Here is a 17253-nt window from a genome sequence, read left to right as displayed (position 1 = left end):
TATGAAATTTTGTACTGTGGATAAGTTGTAACAAAGCGAATTTACGTCTAGACTCCAGCGTCTGGCCTCTGGGCCCATAAAACGTGGGGAGGGATTGAACTTCATCAAACCTACTTGTCGGGGCTGAACAGGCGCTTGCTCTATTGTTCTTAATATAAATAATTTTGGAAAGTTTAGGTTAAAGTTACCATATAAATTATATTGAAATTTATTGCGTAAGGTAGGTAAAATGGTAGAGGAGAGTTAAAAAATAGTGCTGACAAACACTAATTCACACGGAATGGTTGACGAGAAATGGTTTCGATCTTTTATAGTGTGAATAGGGCTGGATGATGAAACATTTATGGTCGAGCATCTTGGTGTATATGCATTTGAAGGAGAATATATCACAGCATTTTCACATCTGGTATCGAAAAAAGTGAAATTGACGTGTATTAATAGGGGGAAACGGAATGAAAATGTTGGCGCATCCGGTGACGGGTCATATAGTCCGTGAAAATGATTATGGAATGATACTCGATTGGCATAGGATCCGATTCATTGAGCTTGAAGATTGTAAGTTAATCGAAGCAAAAGGTGAATATAAAAAGATTGGAAAATGCGAAGGAGAACCATTTGAATCAGTTTTGACACACGAAGATTATTTCGATGGGAAATTCTTCATATATCAGATACATTAAATGCAGAAGGTTGTTAATGTCCTTCTCATTATAACTAAGCAGATTAGTTTAATGGGATCCACTCCATCTGTTTAATTGTATGCTAGCTCATGTATAGTGAGTGTACTTCAACCAATTGGCAGGTTAGTCGAAGTAATTATTGTTGTGTATTCATTTAGATTAAGGTTACAACACTAATGAGAACATATGTTTCTTGGTGGAGCCCTTGCCAATACGCAAACTGGTGAACAATAGATGTCTATAAAAGAAAGGACACAAAATGAAAAATATGAATTTTAGTGAAGTTGTAAACCGTTCTATACAGTTAAGGCAACTCTACCATCGTTTAGAACGACAATATCATGAAAAAGAATGGTCAGTAGAAGAAGATGCGTTAGCTTTCCTAACAGATGCTGGTTTGGTCGGTCGTCTAACAATGTCTCAATAGGGTCGTTGGTCAATAAATGGGGAAACTGAAACAGAACTTGAATATAAGATTGGAGAATGCATATGGTGGCTGATCAATTTGGCTGAACGCATAAATATCGATAGTGGTGTAGCATGGGAAAAATTCTTAGTCAAAACGGAAAAGAAATTAGGGGATTGAACTAATGGTATGTTAGTTCAATAAGAAGTTTACAGGTGGAGAGTAATTGGTCCTCTTCTTTGGCGAATTATCAACTTTATTATTTAACAGGGCCATGAAATAAAAACATAACAACAGAAAAAAGATGTGACCAGAAAAAATGGCTACATCTTTTTTTGATTTACATAAATTTGTTTGATGGTGTTTTTTTGTTATGAAATCACACGAACAAATCTATTTTCATAATAATCTATAGTTGCAGCATTTCCGTGTGTCTAACGATTTTTGGGCGTTAACTCATTCTAATTTTAACAAATCTCTAATTGGTTGAAATTCTTCAACAGAAAGAGGGATCCCGTTCCGATAGCTAATTAGAATAATTTGAAAACTAGTTGATGCTATACTAACGTGATTTTCGACAAATTGCATATCAACATCCTTTTTTCGTCCATGTCGACCGATTACAACTTCATACTGAACACAGTTCAAGCAATAGCTTTAAACGAGCTTTCTGGCCGCTGAGCCCGTGTTCGAAGCGTACGCCCATATCTTTCAGCATCTTTCCTCCGCCCTCGTACGCATAAATATCCTGCGCAATCCCGTTGAAGCATCGGGAAACTAATATAACTGGAAGGCCTTCAGAAAGTAGATGTCTGATTCCAACGACCAAATCAGGTGGGACGTTCCCTTGTCCGAGTCCTTCAAGTACGACTCCGTCATAGCCGAGAGAAGTTATCGAAACAAGCAAGTCGGATTCCATTCCGGCATAGATTTTAAACATGGCTACTTTTTTATTGATGGAGCCAACAGGCAGAAAAGTTCGTGATAATGGTGCATGGTGGAAATGAATGGCTGACTTTGTTACGATGCCGATGGGTCCGTATTGTGGACTTTGGAAGGTAGAGACACTGCTAGAATGTGTTTTAGTCACATTCGTCGCAGTATGAATTTCGTCATTAAGCACGACAAGTACCCCTTTACCATTTGCATCGTCTGATGCGGCAACTCTGACTGCTGACATCAGGTTATAGACGCCGTCCGATCCGATTTCATTGGAAGAACGCATTGCACCTGTTAAAACAATAGGAATATTGAAGTTCGTAGAGAGCTCTAGGAAATACGCTGTCTCTTCAAGCGTGTCAGTGCCATGTGTAATGACAATGCCATCAAAGGAATTATTTTTCATAAGACGGGAAATCAGTGCTTCGAGTTCCAGCATTCGTTCAGGTGTAATATGCGGAGAAGGTAAATTGAAAGCCTCTACTTCTGATATGTTTGCAAATTGCTGAATGTTGTCGATTTCTAATGCGAGAGGATTTGCCGCGCTTAACATAACGCCGCCGGTTTTTGTATCCAGTTCCATTGATATCGTGCCGCCTGTATGAACAAGTAGAATATTTTTCTTCATATGTAGTTCCTCCTTTTTAAGGGAAATCATGGTATAATATAGCGGAATGGGGGCCGGCCGATGTTCATATTATTCACTGTAGCGATTGCGCCGGGATTAGCGCTATTTAGCTATTTTTATTTAAGAAAACAGATTGCAAAAGAACCATCACTTACATTATTCCATACATTCATATACGGCGCTATCATGACTTTTCCGATAATGTTCATTCAACACGTATTTGAAGAGGAAAACATCTTCTCTAACTATTTCATTCGAAATGTTGTTTTTACGAGCGGGCTTGAGGAGTTTTTTAAATGGCTTATCCTATTACTAGCCATTTATAGGCATGTTGAATTTGAAGATGCATATGATGGAATCCTATATGGTGCAAGCGTATCTTTAGGTTTTGCGACGGTTGAAAATATTATCTATCTACTTGCATTTGGAGCGGATACCGCATTTTTACGGGCTTTACTGCCTGTTTCAAGTCATGCTCTATTTGGTGTAGTAATGGGCTATTATATTGGCCGAGCAAAATTTGCTGTAGAATCAAACATCAATATGTATTTGTTTCTAGCATTCCTAGCCCCGTATAGTCTTCACTTTATCTATAATGGAATCCTCACTGTAGACAATCTCTGGCTTTATCTGATTATCCCTTTCATGCTGTTCCTTTGGTGGTTCGGCTTAACTAGAGTTAAATATGCCCATACGTTCGCGATGCAACAATTTAGACGCAAAGCACGAACGAGCACGAAATGATTCAGCTTTTGCTGGATCATTTTTTATTTGTTAATAATATTAATAATTTTGGACAAACTATAGAAAAAGGAGGAATGAAAGTGAAAAAACTGGTAACACGTATGGTAATAATCATCTTGCTCCTTGGATGTGCATATGCAACCTCACCTGTACAAATAAAAGCATTCAGCTCTCAAAATGTCGCACGCGGCGCATTTGGAGACGATGTAATCGAGCTGCAGTCGCGGCTTCAGTATATTGGTTATTATACAGGGAAGATTGATGGGACATTCGGCTATGGAACCTATTGGGCATTGCGCAACTTTCAAGAGAAGTATGGACTTCCGGTAGACGGAATTGCAGGATTGAAGACTCGAAAGAAATTGGTGGATGCGTCACAGTATGATGAGAAATTCGTAAAAGATAATTTGAATAAAGGGAATAAGTTTACGTATTACGGAAGTAAACCGCTTTCATCTCAGGTGGGCCAAGGAGCAGGTAAAACAGAAAATGTTCAATTGCCCGCAAAATATTCGGATCAGGATCTCAAATTGATGGCGAACGCTGTCTATGGTGAGGCAAGAGGAGAACCTTACGAAGGGCAAGTTGCTGTAGCTGCAGTCATATTAAACCGGATTGAACATCCAGATTTCCCGGATACGGTTGGTGGTGTCATCTTCCAACCGCTTGCTTTCACTGCGGTCGCTGACGGGCAAATTTGGCTGACACCGAACGAACGGGCAAAGGAGGCTGTTCTTGATGCTATTAATGGATGGGATCCTTCCGAAAATGCAATTTACTACTTTAATCCAATTACAGCGACAAGCAAATGGATTTGGTCACGACCTCAAATTAAAAAAATAGGATTGCATATTTTCGCCAATTAATCAACACGCGAAAGCATTGAAAACTTGTGATAAAGGAGGGGAGGCGAAAGTTTCCGGAAACAACGAAAGTTTCCGGCGATATTTTGCCAAAATATGAAAAAAATGATTTTTGTATTAGTGTACTCGATAGCGGTACTTTCAATCTTTTCATACGGAAAAGCAGCTGAAAATGAACAACTATCTATCGCATTAAGTGGACAATACGCCAATAAAATGACAGATGCATCAAAGAAACTAGAAGAATTGGATACTGCGGTGAAAAAGACTTTATTGTTTAACGAGGCGGATGGCTCCTCAAAAGCACGCGATGACATTTGGCGTCTGTCATCCGATATTAAAAACTCTGTTTCTTCATTACCGTTGGATCCAAGCTTTTCGACATCGTGGATGAATTATCTTGGACGTCTTGGTAATTATGCAAAAGAAGCTGACCGAGCAGCCGATAACGTCGAATATCACCGGGTTATGGAGCTGGCATCTAAGAACCTTCGTTCAATGGCAGATGAGTGGCAAGTTGCAACTTCCGGCATGGTGAGTGGGAATTTATCGATAGACGGCTGGAAAAAGAGATTGGATGTTGCTGATTCGGGCCATGACTGGACTGGTATGGGTACCAGTGTAAAGCAGTATACGGAGAGTGATTTCCCACTGACGGCAAGTGAGTCCGATTCAATGAAGAAAAAAGATTTGAAAAATATGGCAGATCCAGAAGTGACACGTGAAGAGGCAATAGCTGAATTCAAAAAGATTTTCCCGCATCTGTCTAATGAAACAATCGGTGTAGAAATGAGTCAACCAGGCTCACCTTATCCGTTTTATCACATTCGTTTTGCTGAAGCTGAGTCAGTCGGTTATATTGACATCACGGAAAAAGGAGGTCATATCCTATCATTCCTTACAGAAAGGCCATTTGGTAAGGAAAGCCTTCCCTACGAAGATCTTAAAAAGAAAGCTGAAACGTTTTTGAAGGATGCAGGTTATAAGGACCTTGTTTACGAGGAAGCAAGGGAAAATAATACGGCGTGGCATATGGTGTTTGTCAGGGTAGAACCGGAATATGGGGCGAAAGTATTTTCAGATGTAATCCATTTAAAGATTGCAAAAGATAATGCAGGCATCGTCGGTCTGGATGCATCCGAGTATATTCGTAAGGAGAAGACCTCACGACAGCCGATAACTAAAAAGAATTGGAAAACATTTTTCCACTCGGGCGTCGATATTGTCAAAGAAGAGTATGCATATGTTGAAAATGATCGCTTAGAACAAAGATTAGCACATTATTTGACAGTCACGATAAATGAGAATGAGCAAATAGGCACATATGCTGTAATCGTCGATACGGAGACCTCGGAAGTGATAAAAACCGAGAAATTACAGTAAAATGAAGTGTAAATAGTCATTGGAATTTCCAACCCGTCATGACATAATAGTATTTATGTCTAGTGACACGCGCCGATAGCGCCTGAAGCTAGACCATATGATATAGGGATGGCAGGTGCTATAATATGCTACTTTCGGTTGGGACGATTATTGTTATCGATAAAGATTTTACAAAAGATAGCGAAAAGTTCAAAAGTAAAGTGGTTGATATAGGAGACGGGTTCATAATGATTGACTATCCAACCCATATTGAGACGGGACGGACAGCGTTTTTTATGGATGGCACGCAGTTGCTCGTTACATTCATAGACAGTATGAAAATGTCCTATGCTTTCCGGACTGAAGTGGGCGGCCGGTTTAATAAGGGAATTCCCATGATTAAATTATCTTATCCTGGCGATGAACAGCTTATCAAGATTCAACGACGTGAGTTTGTTCGGGTAGAATCAGCAATCGATATTGCAGTTGAGAAAGATGGACGTTTCACCCAGTATGTGGCGGCAGATCTTAGTGCGGGTGGAGCTGCTCTCACTCTGCTTAACCCCGATACATTCAATGAAGACGAGCTGCTATCGCTGACTATCGTGCTACCTTTCATGAACCGTGATATTAAATATGTTAATGCTGATGCAAGGGTTATTAGGGTTTGGGAGAAAGATGGCAGACATATTGCTTCACTGAAATTCGAGACAATCAATCAGGTTGAGCGTCAATATGTTATCCGATTCTGTTTTGAACGGCAGTTGCAAATGAGAAATGAAAAATAGAATCTAGTAGGGGAAAGTCTGTGTGAATAGGACTTTCCCCTTTTAAATTGTGCGGTTTTTGACAAGCTAACCAAGGCGCTTACGCTTTTCTTGTGATACAATATTGTCTAATTGACTACGGGGGTAGATGAAATGGCATTAGAAATAAGAATCGCAATTGATGGTCCGGCTGCGGCTGGAAAAAGTACAATTGCTAAAATTACAGCTGAAAAATTGGGCTATACGTATATCGACACAGGTGCAATGTATCGTGCACTTACGCATAAAGCGTTAGTTCGCAACATAAATACCAATGATGGAAAAGAACTTGAAAAGTTATTGGTGGAGACGGAAATTGTTCTTAGGCCGTCTATAAACGGCCAAGCGGTCATCGTTGATGGTAAAGACGTAACAGAAGACATCCGTTCACAATTAGTGACGGCTTCTGTATCCTCCGTCGCTACTCATATGGGTGTCCGTCAGCTGATGGTTGATAAACAGCGACAATTAGCCATTGGTGCAGGTGTTGTAATGGATGGGCGCGATATCGGAACAGCTGTCCTGCCGGATGCGGAATTAAAGATTTTCATGACAGCCTCTGTTGAGGAGAGGGCAATGAGACGTCATATAGAAAACGAAAAGCGTGGCTTTACAACATCTCTTGAGCAATTGAAAGCTGAAATTGCTGAACGTGATCGTGCGGATAGTGAAAGAGAAGTATCTCCACTCAGACAAGCGGATGATGCCGTTCTTATCGATACGACTTCGATGTCTATTACAGATGTGGCGGAAAAAATCATTGAACTTGCAGAAAAGAGGATGAACTTATGAACTTATATCCTTTAGGTAAAATTCTCTGCAGTGCAATCTTTTATCCGTTATATCGTATTAAAGTGATTGGTGCGGAGAACTTCCCGAAACAAGGAGGCGTTCTACTTTGCACAAATCACATTGATAATGTCGATCCTCCGGTTGTTGGCAGCACTTGTCCTAGACCTGTTCACTTCATGGCAAAAGAAGAGTTATTCAAAATGCCGTTGCTAAAAAGCATTCTTCCGAAAGTGAATGCATATCCTGTGAAACGAGGTATGAGTGATAGAGAAGCATTCCGGAATACATTGAAAATCCTCAAATCGGGGAAAGTTGTCGGGATGTTTCCGGAAGGGACGAGAAGTAAGACGGGTGAACTTGGTAAAGGGCTTGCAGGTGCTGGCTTCTTCGCGCTTAAGGGTGGCGATGCGGTAGTAGTGCCTTGTGCAATTATAGGGCCTTACAAAGCGTTTAGAAGATTGAAAGTTGTCTATGGCAAACCGCTCGATCTGACGACATATCGTGAAAATAGGACTTCAGCTGAAGACATGACAGAGGTCATCATGAGTGAAATTCAAAAACTTATCGAACAAAATAAATAAGATAAGGGTAATTTTTTGTTATTTTGAATAGATTCGCATAATATAGAAGTAGGATTCTTTATGAAGGAGGACTACATAATGACTGAAGACATTAACTTAGAAACAGCGAACATCCACAATGAAGGTGACCGTGTTACTGGGAAAGTGACTAAAATCGAAGAAAAGTCTGTGACAGTTGAAATTGCGGGAGCGCCATTTGATGGTGTTATTCCAATCAGCGAACTATCGAGCCTTCACATTGAGAAAGCTGAAGATGTAGTTTCAGAAGGTGACGAACTTGAACTGATTATCACAAAAGTGGAAGAAGATAATTATGTCCTTTCAAAACGTAAAGTCGATGCGGAAGATGCTTGGGGTTCTCTTGAAGAGAAATTCAATAATAAAGAAACAATCGAAACGGAAGTAAAAGACGTTGTTAAAGGCGGACTAGTTGTTGACCTTGGCGTACGTGGATTCATTCCGGCATCACTCGTTGAAGATTATTTCGTCGAAACTTTTGAAGAATATAAAGGCCGTATGATGACATTTAAAATTGTTGAAATGGATAAAGGGAAAAATCGTTTAATTCTATCTCATCGCGCAGTTATCCAAGAAGAAAAAGCATCACAAAAAGGTGAGGTTTTGGATAATCTTAAAGAAGGCGAAATACTGGAGGGAACTGTTCAGCGTCTTGCAACATTCGGTGCTTTTATTGATATCGGCGGCATTGATGGACTTGTTCATATCTCTCAACTTTCCCATGAACACATCGAGAAAGTCTCAGACGTTTTAAAAGAGGGCGACAAAGTGAAGGTGAAAATCCTTTCAATCGACCGTGATTCAGAACGGATTTCACTTTCCATCAAGGATACATTAGCTGGTCCTTGGGAAGGAATTGAGGAGAAGGCTCCTAAAGGATCGACGTTTGAAGGGATTGTGAAACGTCTCGTCTCATATGGTGCATTTGTTGAAGTGTTCCCTGGTGTCGAAGGCCTTGTTCATATTTCACGTATTTCCCACCAGCACATCGGCACTCCGCATGAAGTGTTGAAAGAAGGTCAAAAAATTAATGTTAAAGTGCTAGAAGTCAATTCGGATGATAAGCGTTTATCTTTGAGCATTAAAGATCTGATCGAAAAAGAAGACAATAACACTTACGTAAATTATGAGATACCAGAAGAAGCATCAGGTTTTTCACTGGGCGAGGTCATCGGAGATAAGCTGAAGAATTTTTCGACTAGAGACTGAGTAGGGTGAAATGATGTTTTATTTGCTAAATATGACTGGTTTGTTAACGTTGTGAACGAGAATTTGAATGGATGATGATGCCCATTATTGGGTATCATCATCTTTTTTTATTGGGAATTATTATGAATTTAGCCCGTGGGGGTATATGCTCGGTCGTGCGGCGATTATGATTGGGGTGATGTCCAAATCTAATCGTTTCCAAATTACTATGTTTTTTAGAAATTGTCATTGGGGTTGTCTAAATCGTTTCATATAATAATAGGAGTAGGTATTTTCTTGTCGGCGCGATGATTGGATTATTGGTAAGCGGCTTGTAATCCGGCGGCAAGACTTTAGTAAAGAAAGAAGGTGAATAATATGCCATATACAATAATAAACAACTACATTCCGGTGTCCCTCTATCCACTAAAAGCGACGTACCCGATGACACCGGAATACATCACCATCCACAATACGGCCAATGATGCAACGGCAATCAATGAAATTGCTTTTATGACGCGGAATACGACCGCGACGTCGTACCATGTGGCGATCGATGATAAACACGCAGTACAAGCCATTCCGTTTACACGCAATGGTTGGCATGCTGGGGACGGTGAAGGCGCGGGGAACCGTAAATCCATAGGAATCGAAGTCTGTTATTCGGAATCAGGTGGTCCAAGGTATGTGGAAGCGGAAAAAAATGCCATCGACTATATAGCACGCTTACTTAAGCAATATGGGTGGAATATTGATCGCGTGAAATGGCATCGGGATTGGAGTGGTAAAAAATGCCCTCATCGTATCATAGATGAAGGGCGTATGACTACCGTTCGTAATACCATCGCCAAACGCTTGGCAGAATTGAATACCCCGGCGCCACCAAAGGAGGATATACGCATGTTTAATCCGAGCTCTACAGCACTCAAAGTCGCTTACGAAGAATTCTTATCAGATGCCCTTAAAGAAGGATTGATTTCCGACAAATGGTTAACAGACTATAAGGCTGGCAAGTTGTCACTAGATGATGCACTTGCACTAAAAGTCATTATTGATCAGCGCAAGTGAGGTAATTAAGGTAGAAGAAACCAAAAGGCGGCAAATCCCTCAGGGACGGTCGTCTTTTTTATTTGTCATAAACAGAACGTTCGCTCCGTATGCTGGTGGTAAGGGAGGGAATGAGTGTGCGTAATCAATTGGTCAAATCCATGAAGTACAATGAGTCATTGAATATGATTTACATGGCGAAGGACGGTCAAATTAGTAAGCGCAGAATTAGGGTGCTGCAAGTAGGCGAGGTATCGTTTTGTGCATACTGTTTTCTTCGTAATTCCAATCGTGCTTTTAAAATAGACAATGTGCTGGCACTTGTTCCTATTATAGTGGAAGGAAATACGGTGATCTAGTTAAGGTTAAGCATTGAATGCGGTGTCTATACTGGGCGCCGAAGTGGATCTCTTTGTGCTTTTCCGCACCTGAGATTGTTCTGTATGAACTTTGGTAGCCAGTGGGTAGTGCCGCTGGCTGCCACAATTTGAAGGACAAAAATGGCATCAGTAACTGGCACGATGCGTTTTTTTGTCCGTTTGCCCGGAGATAATGATATACTGTCGTAGTGTGACAAAGACAGTGTTTACAGTTGTAAATGTGCCTGTTTAGACGAGTTAATGATTATTGTGTATAATATGCAGAAGATAAGCTGGAAGGATGTTAGATTATGAATAAACCAACTGTAGCGATCGTCGGTAGGCCGAACGTCGGGAAATCGACAATTTTTAACCGAATCGTTGGTGAACGAATTTCAATCGTAGAAGACGTTGCGGGTGTTACACGTGACCGTATTTATAGCTCCGCAGATTGGCTCGCACATGAGTTCAATCTAATTGACACAGGAGGAATAGATATTGGAGACGAGCCTTTTCTTGAGCAAATCCGATTACAAGCAGAGATTGCAATAGATGAAGCAGACGTTATTATTTTCCTTGTGAATGGTCGTGAAGGGGTAACAGATGCTGATGAGCAAGTTGCCAAGATATTGTACAAAACGAAAAAACCTGTCGTACTTGCTGTAAACAAAGTTGATAATCCAGACATGCGGGACATGATTTATGATTTCTATTCCCTTGGATTCGGAGAACCTTACCCGATATCCGGTGCACATGGCCTAGGTTTAGGGGATTTGCTTGATGCAGTAGCGAACGATTTCCCAGAACCAGGCGATGAAGAAATCGAAGAAGATGTCATACGGTTTTCGTTAATAGGGAGACCGAATGTTGGGAAATCATCACTTGTCAATGCGTTTTTAGGTGAGGAACGGGTCATCGTCAGTGACATACCTGGAACAACAATAGATGCTATCGATACGGCTTATGAATATGATGGACAGAAGTATAAGATTATTGATACTGCTGGTATGCGTAAAAAAGGAAAAGTGTATGAAAATGTGGAGAAATATGCTGTTCTTCGTGCACTAAAAGCGATTGACCGCTCCGATGTTGTTCTCATCGTTATCAATGGTGAAGAAGGCATACGTGAGATGGACAAGCGAATCGCTGGCTACGCAGAAGACGCAGGAAAAGGCGTTATGTTTGTTGTCAATAAGTGGGACGCTGTCGAAAAAGATGATAAGACGATGAATAAGTTTATTGCGGACATCCGAGATAATTTCCAATTCCTCGACTACGCTCCGATTTCTTTTGTTTCGGCAAAAACGAAACAGCGTGTTAATACTTTGTTTGAGAAAGTTAAAATTGTTAATGACAACCACGCACTACGTATTCAGTCGAGTGTCTTGAACGAAGTGATTGAAGATGCCGTTGCACGAAACCCGGCGCCTAATAATAAAGGACGTAGATTGCGTATTTATTATGCTACGCAAGTAGCTGTTAAGCCGCCAACTTTCGTCGTCTTTGTGAACGATGTAGAAATCATGCACTTCTCTTATGAACGCTTTTTACAAAACCGTCTTAGGGAGTCATTTGGCTTCGAAGGAACTCCAATCAGGATTATTACTCGGGCAAGAAGCTGATCGACGTTACGGGAGAAAGGATGTCTGTATGACATGAAAAAAGTTACTGTTATCGGAGCCGGAAGCTGGGGAACAGCGATTGCTTTTGTCCTTGCTGAAAATGGTCATGATTGCTTACTTTGGGCGAGGCGTTCAGACCAGTCCGCTGAAATTAACGAAAATCATACAAATAATTCATATTTACCGGGTATTTCGTTACCAACTAATTTGAAAGCAACATCAGATTTGGAAGCAGCGGCGATGCATAGCGATATTGTCATCATCGCCGTTCCCACAAAAGCAATTCGTGATGTCTGTACCGAACTGAATGCAATGGCAATCAGCCCTAAATTGATTGTCCATGTTTCAAAGGGTATTGAACCGGATTCGTTGAAGCGGATCTCCGAAATGATTTCGGAAGAGCTAGATTCCTCGAAAACGACGGCTATTGTCGTTCTATCAGGACCAAGTCATGCTGAAGAAGTTGTTCTGCGTCATCCGACGACAGTAACAGCTGCATCATTCGATTTGGAAGCGGCAGAAAAGATTCAGGATCTATTTATGAACCATTATTTCCGTGTCTATACAAATCCGGATATAGTTGGAGTGGAAATCGGAGCTGCGCTTAAAAATGTAATTGCATTGGCAGCCGGTATTTCTGATGGACTAGGATATGGCGATAACGCCAAAGCTGCGCTTATTACGCGTGGATTAGCGGAGATTTCAAGGCTTGGCGTGAAAATGGGTGCGAATCCACTTACATTTTCGGGTTTGACAGGTCTCGGCGATTTGATAGTAACATGTACGAGTGTTCATTCACGCAATTGGAAAGCGGGCAATATGCTCGGAAAAGGGAATAGTCTAGACGAGGTCGTATCAGGCATGGGTATGGTCATTGAAGGTGTTCGGACAGCTAAAGCGGCGCATCAGCTTGCAGCCCAGCATGGGGTCTCTATGCCGCTCACGGAGGCACTGTACTCCATACTGTTTGAAGGCGTACCGCCAAAACAAGCTGTGGACCAACTTATGAACCGTATGAAGAAGCAGGAAGTTGAAGATCTCTTCGGCAACCGTTGACTTTATAATTCGGAAAAGGTGGAAATCGCCTTCAGATTAAGTTGTCAGCTAGCTCCTGCACTCCTCGCGTATTAAAAAAGCCAGCACGTTGCGTATAAGCGGGGAGGGGGCTTCGGGCTGTGCTTCCTAGTACTCAATGGTCCTTGTCATCTTTCTTTTTGAAAACTGATTATACGAAAGGAGGACTTCCTTTGTCCTCGATGGATAAAATGTGGCTGTCGTTCTATGCAATGGGATTCATGGTTATTTCCATGGGTCTTATTTATGCGAGCCGGAATAAGCTGCAAAATAAAGTATTGAAATTCATATTTGCTATAGTAGCCTATTCTTTACTAATCTTCTCATTTTTAGCGATGATTTATCTCGTGTTTAATGGGCCGACAGGGGGGGCATGATGACTATTTCAGTAAAAAAAATCGGGCTATTCTTCCTATCTTCATTGGTTTTTGTTCTATCGGGATGTATGTACCCATCTGAAAAAACAACTGGACAGGAAATCCCGTATGCTGATCAATTGGAATCAATGCAAAAAGCGGTCGATGCTTATCAGCAAAATACGGGAGGATTATTGCCCATCAAAACACGTGACCTTGAAATCGATATTTACATCAAATATCCCATTGATTTCTCCAAAGTTGTACCAGCTTACACGGAAAAAATGCCTTCGAATGCATATGAAACGGGTGGGATCTATCAATATGTATTAATAGACGTTGAAACAAACCCGACGGTAAAGCTTATTGACTTACGTACAGCGGAACATATTCGTGATTTAAACCTAAGGAAAAACGTCAATGGCAGAGCTCCATTCAAGGAGTCCGTGGGTGATCATGTCTACGCTGTTGATTTTGAAGCAATGGGCTTTAAAGAGCCGCTGACGGTCCCTAGCCCCTATTCAAATGCAATCTTACCGATTGTTATCGGTGGGGATGGCATTTTTTACATTGATTACTCGATTGACTTAAACCGGATGTTGCAAGAAAAGCCCCAGACTGTAAAACCGGGAGAGGATATTCGTTTCCTATTAACGGATAACTATCCCGTTTTACCGGCCTATTCATTACCTTATACGGTGAATGAAGACAACGAACCAATATTCATGAAAAAATCAAATTGAAAAACGTTTCATGCCACGTGCATGAAACGTTTTTTTTTTACATAAACTAATATGCGCATCTAAAGGAGGACGATAGAATGAAAGAGGAATTATATGAAAATCTGGCTAGACGTACAGACGGTGATATATATATCGGTGTCGTCGGTCCTGTTCGTGTAGGGAAATCTACGTTCGTGAAAAGAGTTATGGAAGAAGTCGTTATTCCGAATATGACGGAAGCGTCGGATCGAATTCGTGCGCAGGATGAGCTTCCTCAAAGTTCACCAGGTTCAGTCATCATGACCTCAGAACCGAAATTTGTACCCGCCCAGGGGACTTCGGTATCTGTAGGAGACGGTGAGCTGAAGTTTCAAATCAGGCTTGCAGATTGCGTTGGCTATGTCATTGACGGTGTAAAAGGCTACGAAGATGAGAATGGCCCGAAACTGGTTCACACACCTTGGCATAACGAACCAATACCATTTGAAGAAGCGGCGCGTATTGGTACAGATAAGGTGATTCGTGATCATTCTACGATTGGTATTCTTGTTACGACGGATGGAACAGTAAACAATATTCCGCGGGCAGCAGCCCAAGTTGCGGAAGAGGAAATTGTTAATAAGTTGAAAGATATTGGCAAGCCATTTGTTATTGTTCTGAATTCTAAAATGCCGGCCAATGACAGGACGGTCTCATTAAGACAAGAGCTGCATGAAAAATATGGGGTTCCTGTCATTGCGATTAGTGCAGATCAGTTAAACGCACAGGAAATTCAACTTATTTTAAAAGAAGCATTATACGAATTTCCGATTTCTGATATTGAAATCCAAAAACCAGATTGGATGGAAGTACTCGGAAGCGAACATGAACTGAATGCCAACATCGACAGAGTGATAAATGAAGGATTTTTGGGTGTATCAAAAATTCGCAAGATACAGGAGTTGGCAGAAAGTTTAAAAGACGAAAAATATGTTAAGCATGCAGAAGTCATTGAAGTAGATGCTGGTAAAGGGAAAGCAATCGTGAAAATCTCTATGGATGAACAGGCTTTCCGTGAAATTTGTGAAGGGATTATGGGACAGGAAATCGGTTCGAAAAAAGATTGGTTGTTGTTTGTTCAGGAAGCGGCCAAAGCGAAAAAATCATACGACATGTACTCGGAAGCAATCGATACAGCTAGAAAACAAGGCTATGGAGTTGCTCTTCCAACAATTGAGGATTTCAATCCTTCCGCACCGGAACTCATCAAACAGAACAACTTTTTCGGCGTTCGCATGAAAGCAACAGCACCGTCACTTCACATTATTCGGGTTGATATGGAAGCTGAATTTTCTCCATTAATCGGCTCCGAATTTCATAGTCATCATCTATTAAAAGAATTAAAGAATGCTTATTTGCATGATAGAGAGGCTTTATGGGAAACACAGCTTTTCGGAACACCGCTTCATGAAGTTATGAAGGAAAGCATCCGCTTCAAAACAGCTTCCGTTCCGATGAAAGCAAGAAAACGTCTAAGAGAGACGATTGAACAGATGGTGAACGATGGAAATAAAGGCATGATTACATTTATCGTATAAAGGAAAAAGATCCGTCAAAAGCGGATCTTTTTCCGTTTTTTTAGCTAAAAGTGCATGAAATTAGCGATTACGCGATAATATTGTTGCATCAGGGATTTTCTTGTGATACTCTTTTTACAGTATTAGAAGCTAGCTAATGCCCTTTGAGAGGAGGTGAATGGTGTGAATAAAACAGAATTGATTACCTCTGTAGCTGAAGCAGCAGAACTAACTAAGAAAGATGCTACAAAAGCTGTCGAAGCTGTATTCGATACGATCCAATCTACTCTTGCAAGTGGTGAGAAAGTACAATTGATCGGTTTTGGTAACTTCGAAGTCCGTGAGCGCGCAGCTCGTAAAGGACGTAACCCGCAATCTGGGGAAGAAATCGATATCGCTGCAAGCAAGGTACCAGCTTTCAAAGCAGGTAAGGCGCTTAAAGACGCGGTAAAATAATCCTTAAGTTTACATAGAAGTCCGTCCGTCGTATCTAATTCATTAGATACTTGGGGCGGACTTCTTTCCATTAGCGGTACCAGTTACTGCCACTGCAAGTAGAGTGAACGAACTGTACGGAAATGGGCGAGTATGCTACTATTTTTGTTGGAATAGCTTTATTTCCGATTGGGAGGTTTTGAATGATGAATGTTGTCGATTATGAGAAAATAGAGAAGGCAGTTTCAATGATCCTTGAAGCAGTCGGTGAAGATCCTGAGCGTGAAGGGCTGATAGATACTCCAAAACGTGTCGCAAAGATGTATGCTGAGGTATTTGAAGGTTTGAATAAAGACCCTAAGGATTATTTTAAAACTGTGTTCCATGAAAATCACGATGAAGTTGTACTAGTGAAAGATATACCGTTCTACTCGATGTGTGAACATCATCTTGTTCCTTTTTTTGGGAATGCGCATATTGCATACATACCGCGTGATGGTGTTGTTGCCGGCCTAAGTAAACTGGCAAGAGCTGTCGAAACGACTGCCAGAAGGCCACAACTTCAAGAACGTATCACATCCACAGTTGCGGAAGCGATGATGGAAATGCTAAATCCTATTGGTGTATACGTAGTAATCGAAGCGGAACATCTGTGTATGACAATGCGAGGCATCAAGAAACCAGGTGCGAAGACAGTGACTACGGTTGCGCGTGGTATTTATGAACATGACGATGTGAAACGGGCTGAGATCCTATCACTTATTAAGATGTCTTGAAGCCTTTGCGAGTAACGCCTTTTCTATGATATGATAAGACCATAAAAGAATAGACAGGAGAGGTGAAAATGACACAAACCGACTATATCGTTATAAAAGCGAAAGAAGACGGCGTGAACGTAATCGGTCTGACACGAGGGAACGATACGAAGTTTCATCATACGGAGAAATTAGACCGTGGTGAAGTGATGATCGCACAATTTACTGATCATACGTCAGCGATGAAAATACGTGGCAAAGCTGACGTTCATACCGCATACGGTGTCTTGTCAAGCGAAGGGAAAGACTAATTCGCATTT

Annotated in this window: 20 protein-coding genes; 19 read left to right on the top strand and 1 reads right to left on the bottom strand. The window is 41.2% G+C overall.

Annotated elements, in window-relative coordinates; genetic code table 11:
* The first annotated feature begins 452 nt into the window (after positions 1-452).
* Entirely contained in the window at positions 453-680 is a 228-nt protein-coding gene (locus tag I2484_RS04720) for a hypothetical protein (RefSeq protein ID WP_207149872.1), read from the top strand.
* 259 nt (positions 681-939) lie between these two features.
* A complete protein-coding gene (locus I2484_RS21360; protein ID WP_255551088.1) occupies positions 940-1107 on the top strand; it encodes a nucleoside triphosphate pyrophosphohydrolase family protein in 168 nt (55 codons plus the stop codon).
* Positions 1108-1714: 607 nt separating this feature from the next.
* Here I2484_RS21360 and I2484_RS04710 read toward each other — a convergent pair.
* Entirely contained in the window at positions 1715-2653 is a 939-nt protein-coding gene (locus I2484_RS04710; RefSeq protein ID WP_207149871.1) for an asparaginase, read from the bottom strand.
* 60 nt (positions 2654-2713) lie between these two features.
* On the opposite strand from I2484_RS04710, the gene prsW reads away from it, so the two are divergent.
* From prsW to mtrB, 17 genes are all read left to right on the top strand, one after another.
* A complete protein-coding gene (prsW, locus tag I2484_RS04705; RefSeq protein ID WP_207149870.1) occupies positions 2714-3397 on the top strand; it encodes a glutamic-type intramembrane protease PrsW in 684 nt (227 codons plus the stop codon).
* Positions 3398-3471: 74 nt separating this feature from the next.
* Positions 3472-4263 carry a spore cortex-lytic enzyme gene (sleB, locus tag I2484_RS04700; RefSeq protein WP_207149869.1) on the top strand — a complete coding sequence of 264 codons (792 nt, stop codon included), beginning with the start codon at positions 3472-3474 and terminating at the stop codon, positions 4261-4263.
* A gap of 93 nt (positions 4264-4356) precedes the next feature.
* Positions 4357-5643, top strand: a complete 1287-nt coding sequence (locus I2484_RS04695) for a PepSY1/2 domain-containing protein (protein WP_207149868.1) — start codon at positions 4357-4359, stop codon at positions 5641-5643.
* A gap of 125 nt (positions 5644-5768) precedes the next feature.
* Entirely contained in the window at positions 5769-6410 is a 642-nt protein-coding gene (locus tag I2484_RS04690) for a flagellar brake protein (protein ID WP_207149867.1), read from the top strand.
* A gap of 132 nt (positions 6411-6542) precedes the next feature.
* Positions 6543-7220: a (d)CMP kinase gene (gene cmk / locus I2484_RS04685; protein ID WP_207149866.1), complete on the top strand. Its 678-nt coding sequence runs from the start codon at positions 6543-6545 to the stop codon at positions 7218-7220.
* On the top strand, positions 7217-7801 hold the full coding sequence (locus I2484_RS04680; protein ID WP_207149865.1) for a lysophospholipid acyltransferase family protein: 585 nt from the start codon (positions 7217-7219) through the stop codon (positions 7799-7801). The genes cmk and I2484_RS04680 overlap by 4 nt, the downstream gene beginning before the upstream one ends.
* Before the next feature lie 78 nt (positions 7802-7879).
* Positions 7880-9028 (top strand): 30S ribosomal protein S1, encoded by a 1149-nt coding sequence (rpsA, locus tag I2484_RS04675; RefSeq protein ID WP_207149864.1) that lies wholly within the window; start codon positions 7880-7882, stop codon positions 9026-9028.
* Positions 9029-9385: 357 nt separating this feature from the next.
* Positions 9386-10075, top strand: coding sequence for a peptidoglycan recognition protein family protein (locus tag I2484_RS04670; RefSeq protein WP_207149863.1), 690 nt, complete (start codon positions 9386-9388; stop codon positions 10073-10075).
* Positions 10076-10191: 116 nt separating this feature from the next.
* A complete protein-coding gene (locus tag I2484_RS04665; protein ID WP_207149862.1) occupies positions 10192-10413 on the top strand; it encodes a transcriptional regulator in 222 nt (73 codons plus the stop codon).
* Between the two features lie 311 nt (positions 10414-10724).
* Positions 10725-12035, top strand: coding sequence for a ribosome biogenesis GTPase Der (der, locus tag I2484_RS04660; protein ID WP_207149861.1), 1311 nt, complete (start codon positions 10725-10727; stop codon positions 12033-12035).
* A 33-nt stretch (positions 12036-12068) separates the two neighbouring features.
* The gene (locus I2484_RS04655; protein ID WP_207149860.1) at positions 12069-13091 is read left to right on the top strand and encodes an NAD(P)H-dependent glycerol-3-phosphate dehydrogenase; all 1023 of its coding nucleotides are present in this window, start codon (positions 12069-12071) and stop codon (positions 13089-13091) included.
* A gap of 200 nt (positions 13092-13291) precedes the next feature.
* Positions 13292-13486 carry a DUF2768 domain-containing protein gene (locus I2484_RS04650; RefSeq protein ID WP_481886374.1) on the top strand — a complete coding sequence of 65 codons (195 nt, stop codon included), beginning with the start codon at positions 13292-13294 and terminating at the stop codon, positions 13484-13486.
* Positions 13486-14208, top strand: a complete 723-nt coding sequence (locus I2484_RS04645; RefSeq protein ID WP_207149858.1) for a hypothetical protein — start codon at positions 13486-13488, stop codon at positions 14206-14208. The genes I2484_RS04650 and I2484_RS04645 overlap by 1 nt, the downstream gene beginning before the upstream one ends.
* A gap of 77 nt (positions 14209-14285) precedes the next feature.
* On the top strand, positions 14286-15764 hold the full coding sequence (gene spoIVA, locus I2484_RS04640; RefSeq protein WP_207149857.1) for a stage IV sporulation protein A: 1479 nt from the start codon (positions 14286-14288) through the stop codon (positions 15762-15764).
* A gap of 162 nt (positions 15765-15926) precedes the next feature.
* On the top strand, positions 15927-16199 hold the full coding sequence (locus I2484_RS04635) for an HU family DNA-binding protein (RefSeq protein ID WP_067210384.1): 273 nt from the start codon (positions 15927-15929) through the stop codon (positions 16197-16199).
* A gap of 185 nt (positions 16200-16384) precedes the next feature.
* Positions 16385-16954, top strand: a complete 570-nt coding sequence (gene folE, locus I2484_RS04630; RefSeq protein WP_207149901.1) for a GTP cyclohydrolase I FolE — start codon at positions 16385-16387, stop codon at positions 16952-16954.
* 68 nt (positions 16955-17022) lie between these two features.
* Positions 17023-17244: a trp RNA-binding attenuation protein MtrB gene (gene mtrB, locus I2484_RS04625; protein WP_067210381.1), complete on the top strand. Its 222-nt coding sequence runs from the start codon at positions 17023-17025 to the stop codon at positions 17242-17244.
* Positions 17245-17253 lie beyond the last annotated feature (9 nt).

Origin of the sequence: Sporosarcina sp. E16_8 (assembly GCF_017347095.1) — a bacterium.
GTDB lineage: Bacteria > Bacillota > Bacilli > Bacillales_A > Planococcaceae > Sporosarcina.
This window is presented reverse-complemented; position numbering and strand designations above follow the sequence as displayed.